Origin of the sequence: Nonomuraea dietziae (assembly GCF_014195505.1) — a bacterium.
Lineage (GTDB): Bacteria > Actinomycetota > Actinomycetes > Streptosporangiales > Streptosporangiaceae > Nonomuraea > Nonomuraea roseola.
In genome coordinates, this window is the sequence record NZ_JACIBV010000001.1 from 192,647 (window position 1) to 204,182 (window position 11,536).

At 70.2% G+C, this 11,536-nt stretch carries 12 protein-coding genes and 1 pseudogene; 7 read left to right on the forward strand and 6 right to left on the reverse strand.

Features of this window, described 5'->3' with window-relative positions; all coding sequences use genetic code 11:
• Positions 1-12: 12 nt before the first annotated feature.
• Positions 13-930, reverse strand: a complete 918-nt coding sequence (locus FHR33_RS00920) for a carbohydrate ABC transporter permease (protein WP_312895294.1) — start codon at positions 928-930, stop codon at positions 13-15.
• A 231-nt stretch (positions 931-1,161) separates the two neighbouring features.
• Here FHR33_RS00920 and FHR33_RS00925 point away from each other — a divergent pair, with 231 nt between their 5' ends.
• Positions 1,162-2,253: a LacI family DNA-binding transcriptional regulator gene (locus FHR33_RS00925; protein ID WP_221240854.1), complete on the forward strand. Its 1,092-nt coding sequence runs from the start codon at positions 1,162-1,164 to the stop codon at positions 2,251-2,253.
• A gap of 85 nt (positions 2,254-2,338) precedes the next feature.
• On the opposite strand, the gene FHR33_RS00930 is transcribed toward FHR33_RS00925, so the two are convergent.
• Both FHR33_RS00930 and FHR33_RS00935 read right to left on the reverse strand, forming a co-directional pair.
• Positions 2,339-2,557, reverse strand: coding sequence for an ATP-binding protein (locus FHR33_RS00930; protein ID WP_183642160.1), 219 nt, complete (start codon positions 2,555-2,557; stop codon positions 2,339-2,341).
• A complete protein-coding gene (locus FHR33_RS00935; protein WP_312895295.1) occupies positions 2,554-3,585 on the reverse strand; it encodes a zinc-binding dehydrogenase in 1,032 nt (343 codons plus the stop codon). Before FHR33_RS00935 ends, FHR33_RS00930 begins: the two co-directional genes overlap by 4 nt.
• A gap of 91 nt (positions 3,586-3,676) precedes the next feature.
• On the opposite strand from FHR33_RS00935, the gene FHR33_RS00940 reads away from it, so the two are divergent.
• Entirely contained in the window at positions 3,677-4,150 is a 474-nt protein-coding gene (locus FHR33_RS00940; RefSeq protein WP_183642166.1) for an Lrp/AsnC family transcriptional regulator, read from the forward strand.
• A 196-nt stretch (positions 4,151-4,346) separates the two neighbouring features.
• A complete protein-coding gene (locus tag FHR33_RS51490; protein WP_281388128.1) occupies positions 4,347-4,478 on the forward strand; it encodes a hypothetical protein in 132 nt (43 codons plus the stop codon).
• A gap of 201 nt (positions 4,479-4,679) precedes the next feature.
• Here FHR33_RS51490 and FHR33_RS00945 read toward each other — a convergent pair whose 3' ends face one another.
• On the reverse strand, positions 4,680-5,444 hold the full coding sequence (locus FHR33_RS00945) for an SDR family oxidoreductase (protein ID WP_183642169.1): 765 nt from the start codon (positions 5,442-5,444) through the stop codon (positions 4,680-4,682).
• Between the two features lie 68 nt (positions 5,445-5,512).
• Here FHR33_RS00945 and FHR33_RS00950 point away from each other — a divergent pair, with 68 nt between their 5' ends.
• On the forward strand, positions 5,513-6,181 hold the full coding sequence (locus FHR33_RS00950; RefSeq protein ID WP_183642172.1) for a TetR/AcrR family transcriptional regulator: 669 nt from the start codon (positions 5,513-5,515) through the stop codon (positions 6,179-6,181).
• A 487-nt stretch (positions 6,182-6,668) separates the two neighbouring features.
• On the opposite strand, the gene FHR33_RS00955 is transcribed toward FHR33_RS00950, so the two are convergent.
• On the reverse strand, positions 6,669-7,310 hold the full coding sequence (locus tag FHR33_RS00955) for a TetR/AcrR family transcriptional regulator (RefSeq protein WP_183642175.1): 642 nt from the start codon (positions 7,308-7,310) through the stop codon (positions 6,669-6,671).
• A 234-nt stretch (positions 7,311-7,544) separates the two neighbouring features.
• Between FHR33_RS00955 and FHR33_RS00960 the strand changes: the two are divergent.
• Positions 7,545-8,760, forward strand: a pseudogene (locus FHR33_RS00960) (cytochrome P450).
• A 73-nt stretch (positions 8,761-8,833) separates the two neighbouring features.
• Complete coding sequence (locus tag FHR33_RS00965) at positions 8,834-9,031, forward strand: ferredoxin (protein ID WP_183642178.1); 198 nt, start codon at positions 8,834-8,836, stop codon at positions 9,029-9,031.
• A gap of 43 nt (positions 9,032-9,074) precedes the next feature.
• On the opposite strand, the gene FHR33_RS00970 is transcribed toward FHR33_RS00965, so the two are convergent.
• Entirely contained in the window at positions 9,075-9,773 is a 699-nt protein-coding gene (locus tag FHR33_RS00970; RefSeq protein ID WP_183642181.1) for a TetR/AcrR family transcriptional regulator, read from the reverse strand.
• A 108-nt stretch (positions 9,774-9,881) separates the two neighbouring features.
• Between FHR33_RS00970 and FHR33_RS00975 the strand changes: the two genes are divergently transcribed.
• Positions 9,882-11,516 (forward strand): amidohydrolase, encoded by a 1,635-nt coding sequence (locus FHR33_RS00975; protein WP_183642184.1) that lies wholly within the window; start codon positions 9,882-9,884, stop codon positions 11,514-11,516.
• The last annotated feature ends 20 nt before the right edge of the window (positions 11,517-11,536 follow it).

Here is an 11,536-nt window from a genome sequence, read left to right on the forward strand (position 1 = left end):
TGGCGGTCATGTTCACAGTCCCTTCCGCGCGCCGCGAAGCTGGACGACGTAGGCGACGATCATCGTGATCAGGCCCATGACGATGGCGACGGTCGCCGAATAGTTGAACTGCTGGCCGGCGAAGGACAGCGAGTAGGCGTAGAGGTTCGGTGTGAAGGAGGTCGTGATCGCGTTCGGCGCCAGGCTCTTGAGGATGCTGGGCTCGTTGAAGAGCTGGAAGCTGCCGATGATCGAGAAGATCGTGGCGATCATCAGCGCCCCGCGCAGGGCGGGCAGTTTGATCGCCCAGACGATGCGGAGCTGGCTCGCGCCGTCCATCTCGGCGGCCTCGTAGAGGGACGGATTGACCACCCGCAGCGCCGAGTAGAAGATCAGCATGTTGTAGCCGACGAACTCCCAGGTCACGATGTTGCCGATCGAGGTGAGGACCAGTCCGGGCGACAGCGGGTCCGGCAGCGAGAGGCCAAGCACCTCGTTGACGTCGGCGATGAGGCCGAACTGGGTCCCGTACATGAAGCCCCACATCAGGGTCGCGACCACCGCGGGCACGGCGTAGGGCAGAAAGACCGAGATGCGGAAGAAGCTCGCCCCGTACAGCCGGCCGCTGTCGATGGCCAGGGCCATCAGCAGTGACAGGAACAACATGATCGGCACCTGGACGACCAGGAAGAGCGCCACCCGGCCGAAGGCCGCCCACAACTGCGGATCGCCCAGCGCCTTGAGGTAGTTGTCGAGGCCGACGAAGACCGTTCCGCCGATCAGCTGGGTGCGAAACAGGCTCAGGTGGATCGAGTACCCGATCGGGGCCAGGAAGACGAGCGCGAACACCGCCATGAAGGGCCCGACGAACCGCCAGCCCGTCCACGAGCGCGACCCCCGGGACGCCGCCTTCCAGGCAGACGGCGTGCTCGCCTGCGGCGTTGCGACCACCTGTCCTCCTCCCTTCGAAGTACATGCGTTTACGTAAACATCGATCTTGCCCTGATATTGAAGAAAGATGGCTTCGCAGAGTTAGCAAACATCACCACTGTGTGATGTTTACGTAAACTTATTGCGGTATCGTGGCATCGGCCACACAGTGCGTCAAGGGTTTCCCCCAGGTAACAAGCTCGTCGCGCGGCCCCACGTGTGACGATGCCGAAACGGACGTCGAGGAGAGCAATGGATCGGGTCGGTCGGGAGCAGCCGGGCACGGCGCCTGCGGGCGGGGTCCAGCGGGGAGGGTCGGGCATCCCCGGTGGCCGCCGTAAGCAGCGCGTCTCCATGGCTGACGTCGCCAAGCTGGCGGGTGTCTCGGCGCAGACGGTCTCCCGGGTCTCGAACGGTCACCCTGGCGTGATCGGCTCCACCCGCGAGCAGGTGCTCGCGGCGATGCGTGAGCTGGGCTACCGGCCCAACAGCGCCGCCCGCGCGCTGCGGTACGGCCAGTTCAACACCATCGGGGTCATCCTCTTCAGCCTGGCGTCGACCGGCAACAGCCGTACGGTGGAGGCGATCGCCGCCCACGCCGCGACCGAGGGTTACGCCATCACCCTGATCCCGATCGACGTGCCGACCCAGGACAACGTCCTGGGGGCCTTCACCCGCATGGGCGAGCTGGCCGTCGACGCGGTCATCGTCATCATGGAGATCCACCTGCTCGACGCGGGGACCGTCACTCTGCCGCCCGGAGTGCACGTCGTCGTGGTGGACTCCGACGCGGGCGAGCGTTACCCCGTCGTCGACACCGACCAGGCCGACGGGGCGCGCCGGGCCGTCCACCACCTGCTCGATCTGGGGCACAGGACCGTCTGGCACGTGACGGGGCCGCGGACCTCCTACGCGGGCCAGCGCCGCGCCCAGGCCTGGCGCGACGCGCTCGAAGCGGCGGGCCGGCCCGTCCCTCCGCCCCTGCACGGGGACTGGTCGGCCGAGTCCGGATACAGCGCCGGTCTCCGGCTCGCCGACGAACCAGACTGCACCGCGGTGTTCGCCGCCAACGACCAGACGGCCCTCGGCCTGCTGCGCGCCTTCCACGAACGCGGACGGGCGATCCCCGACGAGATCAGCGTGGTGGGGTTCGACGACATCCCCGACGCCGCCTACTTCGTCCCGCCTCTGACCACCGTCCACCAGGACTTCGCGGAGGTGGGCAGGAGATGCGTGCAACGGGTGCTGCGCCAGATCCGCGAAGGCTGCGGCTCCGAGCCCGGCACCGATCTCGTGCCGACGCGGCTGGTGGTGCGACGCAGCACGACCACCCCGCCGCGGTGACGAGGCGACTGATTCGGTTTCGAGGACCGGCGGATGCGGTCGAGAGGCCGGGATCGACACGCCAGAGGTGCCGGAACGGGTGCGGCTACGCTGCCGCATGAGCGGGACGCACGGACAGTTCGAACCAGACGGCCTTGCCCCGCGCGGTGCGGGCGCTGCCCCAGCAGCAGGCCAGCTGTTCGACCAGATGGAGCGCGCGCCCTGTCTCGTCGTATTCGCGGGCGCGGCCGGGCCGGAGGGAGGCCGTGCCGCCGTCCGTGTCCTCGACCTCGCAGCGGAGGGCGTGTTCGCTACCCCACCTCACGTTCTCACCAGCGCCTTGATGACTTCACGCCGGTCCATCCGTTGATAGGCGGTGGCCACGTCCCCCAGGGGGACCTCGGTGGTGAAAACGGGGGAGGGGTCGAGCGCGCCGGACAGCACGTCGGTGACCAGCGGATCCAGGTAGCGGCGGACCGGCGCGACGCCCGCTCGTAGCGCGATGTTCGATCGGAAGAAGCGGTACAGATCCACGGTGTGCACGCCGTTCGGCACGCCGACGGAGCCGATGGTGCCGCCCGGACGGGTCAGGGCGAGCGCAAGATCGAGCGCCGACTGGGTGCCCACGCACTCGGCCACCGAGCCGACGCCGCCTTTCGTGCCGTCGATCAGCTCGGCGACCGTGGCGGGGTCGTCGGCGTCCAAGGTGTCGGTCGCGCCGAAAGTACGGGCCAGGCGCAGACGATCGGGGTGGCGGCCGACAGCGATGATGCGTTCTGCACCCGCGCGGCGGGCGGCGAGCACGGCGCACAGCCCCACCGCGCCGTCACCGATCACCGCGACGCTCCGGCCAGGGCCGACGCCGGCCAGGACGCAGGCGTGGTGACCGGTGGCCATCACGTCGGCGAGCGGCAGGAGCCTGCGCAGAAGTCCGTCGTCGCCGGCGTCGACGCGCACGGGGACGAGCGTGGCGTCGGCGAACGGCACCCGGACGGCCTCGGCCTGCCCGCCCTGGTTGGCGCCGCCCCAGAACCCGCCCCGCACGCATGAGGTCTGCATGCCGTCGCGGCAATGCCCGCAGGTGCCGTCGGAGAACGCGAAGGGCGCCAGCACCAGATTGCCGGACTTGATCCCGGTGACCTCGCGGCCCACGTTCTGGACGACGCCGAGCCACTCGTGGCCCAACCGGTCGCCGGGGCTGAACTTCTCATGCCCCCGGTACGGCCACAGGTCAGAGCCGCAAACGGCGGCCAGCGTGATGCGTACCAGGGCGTCGGTGGGCTCGATGATGACGGGATCAGGGACGTCGGCGACATGGACCTCGCCCACGTCCTGGAGAACGGCTGCTTTCACGAGAGGTAACCGTATGCGCCTGGTCTGGCCCATCCCATACCATTTCAGCGGCGTGAGGAAGCTCTGACCTGCGATACGGAGGTGAACGCCGATGCTGCCAGTCAAGTCGTCGCTGGACGCTCTGGACCTGCAGATTGTCCGCGAGCTGACCCGTGACGCCCGCATCAGCCACGCGGAGCTGGGCCGGCGGGTCAACCTCAGCAGGCCCGCCGTCGCCGAGCGGGTGCGCAGGTTGGAGGAGACGGACGTGATCACCGGCTATGCCGCGCATGTGGACCTGGCTCGCCTCGGCCTCCCGCTCCAGGCCCGCGTCCAGCTGCGGCCCCGCCACCGCTCGCGCAAGGGCGTCACCCGGCTGCGCGAGAGCCTGCTGGCCATGAAATACGTGCTGTCCTGTGTCCACGTCACCGGCGAGAACTGTTACGAGCTGGCCATCGCGGTACGGGACGCAGCCCATCTGGAGCAGGTGATCGAACAACTGGCGGAACTGGGCGACACCACCACCTCGGTCGTGCTCTCCCAGCCCGTGCACCCACGTGACGTCGACGTGACCGCCTGGACGTGACCGTCCTTGGACGGATCAGGGACTCATTCAGGACGCTGACACCTTGGATCCGATTCAGTGCAGCCCGCGCCGCTACCGCCGCCTCGACGGGCTGGCTGGCCGGCATCCCGGACTCGCCGACCTACGTCGACAAGAAGACCGGCACCACCGTCGACCGTGACGGCCTCAACCGCGCCGGATCACGGACGATAAGCGCATGCAGGGACGACACCGGCGGCTGAGGTCGGGCTTCGACAACTGGCGGGTTCGCGCGGGGGCACGTCGGCGGTTGGGCGCCGAGCCCGAGCACGACGGGCGGCTGCCTCGGCGCGACATCGACGGCTGGTAGGGACGTACCGCGCCATGAATCGTGATCGTCTCAATGCCTCCTTTCATCCGCATTCGCCTCTCTACGCGTGCAGGCGCGCGCGAGGGATGGGCCATGGAGACGATCGCACGCGGTATGAGGCGGTGGTGCAGGCGCGTGCCCGGCGGTCCGGAGCGTGGGAGGGTCGCGGCCGAGTAGTGAGTTCTCGTCGACAACCTGCGATCAGGCGCGTGGTCCGAGGAACAGGCCGCCGCTCGCGTCGATGACCTGACCGGTGATCCAGCGCCCAGCGTCGGAGGCGAGGAAGACGACCACGTCGGCGATGTCGTCGGGCCCGCCGAGGCGATCGAGCGCCGTCGATCCGGCGATGTGTTCGGCCAGGCCCGGCGCTTCGAAGACCGACCCGTTGGTTGCGGTGCGGGTGGCGCCGGGAGCGACGGCGTTCACCGTGATTCCTCGTACTCCGAGCTGGTTGGCCAGGGTCATGCTCATCGTCTCGACCGCGCCCTTCGTCATGGCGAAGGATGTCTGGGCGGGGTTGGCCATCCGGGTCGCCACGGACGAGATCGTGACGATGCGCCCGCCGTTGCGGAGCAGTGGTAGCGCTCGCTGGATGATGAAGTACGGCGCTCGCACGTTCACCGCGAACAGATGGTCGAACTCCTTCCGCGTCGTGGCTCCGAGCGGACCGGCGGGCGCGGCCGCCGCGTTGTTGACGAGGATGTCGAGCGGCCGCCCGGCCAGGCCGGCCTCGACTCCCGCGAAGAGATTCTCGACGTCGTCATCCCCACCCAGCTCTGCCCTGACGGCGAACGCGGCTCCACCGGCGCGTTCGATCGCGTCGACTGTCGCCGTCGCCCCGCCCTTGTCCGTGCCGAAGTGCACGATGACCGTTGCCCCCTTCTCCGCCAGCCGGGCTGCGATCGCCTGCCCGATGCCGCGCGAAGCTCCGGTCACGAGAGCTGTCCTGCCGGTCAGATCACTCATGCTAACCATCTCAATCTGTTAGTCACTACCGATTTGGTAGTTGCTACCACGATGGTAGTGTCTACCACATGGTCGATCAGCACTCAACACTGCGAGCGCAACGGCGAACCGAGACGCAGCGCAAGATTCAGGCGCACGCGGTACGGCTGTTCACCGAGCGCGGATACGACAACACGACCGTGACCGACGTCGCCGAAGCCGCGGGCGTGTCGCCGATGACCGTGTATCGGCACTTCCCGACAAAGGAGGACATGGTGCTCGTCGATCAGCACGGCAGGCTCGTCGCCGAGCGGATCGTCGCATCGTCCGCCGCGCAGCCCCTGGTCCGTCGCATCGGCAACGCGCTCATCGACTCGGCCGCGACGTTGACCGGTGCAAGCCAAGGAGACGATTTGACGGCGGGCAAGCGGTTCCTGCTTGCCCGCCTCCGGCTCATGATCTCGACGCCGGCCCTGCGGGCCAAGCATCTGGACAACCACTACGCCCTTCAGCAGGCGATCGTCGACGCCCTCGGGAACGATGCCGCCGATCCTGACGCGGCTTTCCACGCCCAGGTGGCGGCCAGTGCCTGCCTGGCCGCCCTGCACACGGCATTGGTGCGCTGGGCCGAGGACGACGGACGGACCGAGTTGGCCGACGTGATCGCGAAGGCGCTCGCTGCCGCCTTCGGGGAGGACACCGTCAAGCCTGCCACCGGCATCGCCAGCTCGGAGTCCCGCGGGCGCGCAGGGCGCTGATGACGATTTCCCCTCTCGTAGGTGCGAGCTGGGGCAGCCGATGAACAGCCATCGACGTACGCACCAGGGCCGGCACATCGGCCGCCGACCCTATGCGGGTGGCGCTGTCCCAGGACCAGACCCCGGCTGAGATGTTCCTGGTCGGCCCGGCCAGGCCGGTGCACCGCTCGGACCGCCGCGGGTGGCGCTGTCCCAGGACGCGACCCGGTCCAGATGTCTCCGATCGGCCCGGCCGGGCCGGTGCACCCGCTCGGCCCGGCCGCCGACAAGACATCCAGCGCCTCGCAGGCAGCGAAGAAGCGGCGATGGCCGCAACCGGGCGCAGCGCCATCTGTTCATTGGCCTGCTGATCCCGCTGACCGCCGCACCGGCTCAGGCCAGCCCGTCTCCGGCGGCGAAGGCCTGGAACGCAGGGCCATCGCAGCCGCCGCGCTCGGCGGCTGCACCCTCCCTCAAGGGCGGCAAGGGCGGCATCGGCGGCACGCTCCTACCCGGGCCTCATGTCGGTGTCGACGTGGTAGAGGGCGGTGAGGAGCGGCCAGGTGAGGGCGGCCATCTCGGCCGGTGTCCGCAGGCATCCGCGCTGGAGCCAGTCGGCGGCCACGCCGATGAGCGCTCCGGCGGTGAACGCGGCGGGCACGTCGTGGGGGATGTCCATCGACGCGGCGGTCTGCGCCGGTGGCTCGGCGCCGGTCTCGGCCCTGCGCACGGCGACGTGGATGGCCGCGGTGGTACGCCGGCGTACGTGGTCGATGACGCGCGCGCTTCCCTGCGGCCCCAGCAGGCTGCGGTAGAGGCCGGCGCGCTCGGCGAGGTTGGCGAAGAAGGCCCGCAGCGACTGGGTCGCGTCCTGCGTCGGGTCGGCCGAGTCGGGGCCGGGGGAGGGCAGGGACTCGATCAGGTCGTCGATCATCGCGGTGCAGGCGGCCTCCGCCAGCTCATGCACGTCCCGATAGTGGTCGTAGAAGGTGGAGCGGCTCACTCCGGCCCGTTCGGCGACGTCGGCGACGCTGATCTGGGACAGGTCCCGGTCCTCGACGAGCTGGATCAGCGTGCGCTGCAGGGCCGCCTGGGTGCGGCGCACGCGCCGGTCGCCCGTCGGCGCGTTGCTGTCTCTGGTCGTGACCACGTCTCTCAGCCTACCTTCGCCCTACAGCTGTAGGATTTCCTACAGCTGTAGGGTAACTTGAGGCAGCGTGGCGGCAAGAGGTCTGAGCATCTGTTGGGTACGCGGGCGTCGCGGGGACCCCAGCGACGAGGTCGGTTGACGCCGCTGGACGTCGAGCCCGAACCCTCCCTACGACAGGCCGCCGTCGAAGCAGATCCCGGTGACGACACACGATCCGTTCCGAGGAGACACCGAATGAGCCACAACGAGCAGGTCCTGAACTACCCGATCCCGAGCGAGACGGCGCTGGAGCCGCCGGCCGAATGGGCGCAGCTGCGACAGCAGTGCCCGGTGGCCCCGGTGGAGCTGCCCAGCGGCGACCAGGCCACGCTGCTCACGCGGTACGAGGACGTCAGGCAGGTGCTGGCCGATCCGCGCTTCACCCGGCTGCTGAACGCCGACGACGCGGCAAGGCTGTCGGCCGACGAGTCGGGCGGGCTGTTCAGCAGCGAGATGGCGCAGATCATCCCCGACAGCGGAGAGGAGCACCAGCGGTGGCGGCGCCTGGTCGGCAAGTGGTTCACGGCCAAGCGGATGACCGCCCTGCGGCCGGCGATGACGCAGATGGCCGAACAGCTCATCGATGACATGCTCGAGCGCGGCCAGCCGGGAGAGCTCAGGGCCGGCCCTGGGCTTCCCGCTGCCGGTCTACGTGATCTGCGACATGCTCGGCGTGCCCGCAGGCGACCGGGACCGGTTCGCCTACTGGTCCGACACGCTGCTCAACCTGACCCGCTACGGCCAGGCCGAGATCGACGCGGCGCAGGCCGAGTTCGTGCAGTACATGTCAGGCCACATCGCCGCCAAGCGCGCCGAGCCGGGTGAGGACCTGCTCAGCGAGCTGATCGCGGCAGGGGACGCCGACAACGGCGGGCTGTCCGACATCCAGCTGCTGGCCACCGGCATGGGGCTGCTGGTCGCAGGGCACGAGACCACGGCGAACATGATCGGCAAGATGGTCGGCATGCTGCTGGCCGACCGTACCCGCTGGGAGCGGCTGCTGGCGGACCCGTCGCTGGTGCGCACCGCGGTGGAGGAGGCGCTGCGCTTCGACGCCAACGCAGGCTTTGGCATGCCGCGCTACCTGCGCGAGGAGAGCGAGGTCGGCGGGACGGTGTTGCCGCGCGGTACCACCGTGGTGTGCAGCATGGCCGCGGCCAACCGCGACGAGAGCGTCTTCGACGGCGCGGACGAGATGGACCTGAGCCGCAGCCCCAACCCGCACCTGGCCTTCGGCGCCGGCCCCCATTCCTGCCTGGGCCAGGCGCTGGCCCGCACCGAGCTTCAGGTCGTCCTGGAAGTGCTGCTGCGCAGGCTGCCGTCGCTGGAGCTGGCCGTACCCGCAGAGGAGCTCCAGCGCGTGGAGGGGCTCGCCATCGGCGGGCTGCGCGAGATCCCGGTGCGGTGGTGACCAGGCGGTGAGCAGCCCCTACGGGCCGGGCGGGTCACACCGTCAGGCCCCGGCCACCGGAGAGGAGTCCGGCATGCGCATCACCGTGGACGAGGCCAAGTGCTGCGGCGCCGGCCAGTGCGTGCTGATCGCGCCCGGCGTCTTCGACCAGCGTGACGAGGACGGCATCGTGGTGCTGCTGGCCGAGACGCCGGCGCCGGCCCTGAACGAGGCGGTCCGCGAAGCCGCCGCGGTCTGCCCGGCCGCCGCCATCCACCTCGTGGAGCCGTGAGCCCGGTCGGCACTCGTGGGCGTATGGCGCCCGGACGCGCACGTCAGGTCCGCGTCGCGTCCTCGGACGGCGACGCGGCCCTGGCCTCGATGGCGGCGATCAGAGCCTCCACCCTGACGTCGAAGACCGCCTCGGCGCTCACCTGCGCCAGCTCCGTGCCGAGGCGGGCGATCCCCGGGAAGCGCGCGGGGTCGACCATCCGGTACTCCCGCGCCCATGACGACTCGTCGCCCGCCCTGATCTCGGGGGCGAAGAGCACGTAGGCGGCCGACTGGCCCACGTACGCCAGGAGGGCGTCGGCCACCGCCCGGTAGTACAGCGCCGCGTCGGCGCCGTCGAGCCCCGCCTCGGTGACCGCCCCGAGGATGAACTCGACGAGCCTGAACTCGTTGATCCGCCTGGTGGTGCGGCTGGCGGTGATGGAGGCCACCGCCGGATACTTCAGCGCCACCCGCAACGAGCCGTCGGCCAGGGCCCGCAGCCGGTCCTTCCAGCCGAGCCCGTCGGGAATGCCCTCCAGGATCTCGCCGTAGGCCCGGTCGGCCACCGACAGCAGCAGCTCGTCCTTGTCGCGGAAGTGCCGGTAGATCGCCGTGGGGTCGGCGCCCAACTCCTCGCCCAGGCGGCGCACGGTGAACGCGTCCTGGCTGCCTCTGGCGGCGATGCGCAGGCTGGCCTCGATGATGGCCTCGGGACTGAGCTGGCTGCCCGAGCGCCTGGTCCTCACAGGTGTCTTCGCCATGATCGCACCAGTGTATCGGTTCGGTCTCCACGTAGCGCAACACTGTTGACATCTATGTTGCGCTCGCGTTCACTCCTCCCCAACACTGCGTGAGCGGAAGGTGCTGTCATGGTGGACACGATCTTCATCGGCGGGCGGGTCTTCACCGGCACGGCCGACGCCCCCGTCGAGGCCGCGGTCGCGGTCGGCGGCAGGCGCGTCCTGCTGGTCGGCGACCAGGAGACGGTGCGGGCCTCGGCCGGCCCCGACACCGAGGTGGTCGACCTGGCCGGTGGGCTGCTCATGGCCGGCTTCCAGGACGCCCACGTCCACCCGGCCTTCGGCGGCGGTCAGATGCTCCGCTGCGACCTGTCGGCCGAGCACAGCGTCGAGGGCTATCTCGCGGTGATCGCCGCCTACGCCGAGGCGCACCCCGACAGGACGTGGGTCCACGGCGGCGGCTGGTCGATGGACGTCTTCCCCGGCGGCACCCCGACCAGGCAGCTGCTCGACAAGGTGGTGCCGGACAGGCCCGCGCTGCTGACCAACCGCGACGGGCACGGCGCCTGGGCCAACACCCTGGCCCTGCGGCTGGCCGGTCTCGACCGTGACACGCCCGATCCCGTGGACGGCCGGATCGAGCGGGAGCCGGACGGAACCCCGCAGGGCACCCTGCACGAGGGGGCCATGACCCTGGTGAGCGGGCACGTGCCGGTGGCGACCGCCGAGGAGGCCTACGCCGGTCTGCTCGCGGGTCAGGCCCACCTGTTCTCGATGGGGGTCACCGGCTGGCAGGACGCCATGATCGGCGCCTTCCCCGGCCACCCCGACAACTACGACGCCTACCTCCGCGCCGCCGGCGAGTCGACGCTGCTGGCCCGCGTCGTCGGCGCCCTCTGGTGGGACCGCGAGCGCGGCCTGGAACAGATCCCCGACCTGGTCGAGCGGCGCAGGACCGGTCAGGTCGGCCGGTTCAACGCCACCACCGTCAAGATCATGCAGGACGGCGTCGCGGAGAACTTCACCGCGGCGATGCTGGAGCCGTACCTCGACGGCTGCGGCTGCGCGACCGCCAACAGCGGCATCAGCTTCGTGGAGCCCGGCCTGCTGCGGGAGGCGGTCCACCGGCTGGACGCGCTCGGCTTCCAGATCCACTTCCACGCGCTGGGCGACCGCGCGGTCAGGGAGGCGCTCGACGCGCTGGCCGGCGCGCGGACGGCCAACGGCGTCAACGACAACCGTCACCACCTCGCGCACCTGCAGGTCGTTCACCCCGCCGACATCGTCAGGTTCGCGCAGGTGGGCGCCGCCGCCAACCTCCAGCCGCTGTGGGCGGCGCACGAACGCCAGATGGACGAGCTGACCATCCCGTTCCTCGGGCGAGAGCGCGCCGCCCTGCAGTACCCCTTCGGCGACCTGCTGCGCGCGGGCGCCCGCCTGGTCGCGGGCAGCGACTGGCCGGTGAGCAGCCCCGACCCGCTGTGGGGCGCGCACGTCGCGGTGAACAGGACGGTGCCCGAAGGCGAGCCCGGCGAGCCGTTCCTGCCCGAGCAGGCGCTCACCCTGGCTCAGGCGCTCACCGCCTACACGGCGGGCAGCGCCTGGATCAACCACCTGGAGGACGTCACCGGCACGGTCGAGGCAGGCAAGTACGCCGACCTGGTGGTGCTGGACCGCGACCCCTTCGCGGGGCCGCCCGAGGAGATCGGCTCGACCCGGGTCGTCAGGACCTATGTCGAGGGCCGGCTCGTCCACCAAGCCTGACAACCTCTGAAAGGCGTGAC

Coding starts and splice junctions, on each gene's coding strand:
- FHR33_RS00925 (WP_221240854.1), top strand. CDS start 1,162: ATGGATCGGGTCGGTCGGGAGCAGCCGGGCACGGCGCCTGCGGGCGGG.
- FHR33_RS00940 (WP_183642166.1), top strand. CDS start 3,677: ATGCTGCCAGTCAAGTCGTCGCTGGACGCTCTGGACCTGCAGATTGTC.
- FHR33_RS51490 (WP_281388128.1), top strand. CDS start 4,347: ATGCAGGGACGACACCGGCGGCTGAGGTCGGGCTTCGACAACTGGCGG.
- FHR33_RS00945 (WP_183642169.1), bottom strand. CDS start 5,444: ATGAGTGATCTGACCGGCAGGACAGCTCTCGTGACCGGAGCTTCGCGC.
- FHR33_RS00950 (WP_183642172.1), top strand. CDS start 5,513: ATGGTCGATCAGCACTCAACACTGCGAGCGCAACGGCGAACCGAGACG.
- FHR33_RS00965 (WP_183642178.1), top strand. CDS start 8,834: ATGCGCATCACCGTGGACGAGGCCAAGTGCTGCGGCGCCGGCCAGTGC.
- FHR33_RS00970 (WP_183642181.1), bottom strand. CDS start 9,773: ATGGCGAAGACACCTGTGAGGACCAGGCGCTCGGGCAGCCAGCTCAGT.
- FHR33_RS00975 (WP_183642184.1), top strand. CDS start 9,882: ATGGTGGACACGATCTTCATCGGCGGGCGGGTCTTCACCGGCACGGCC.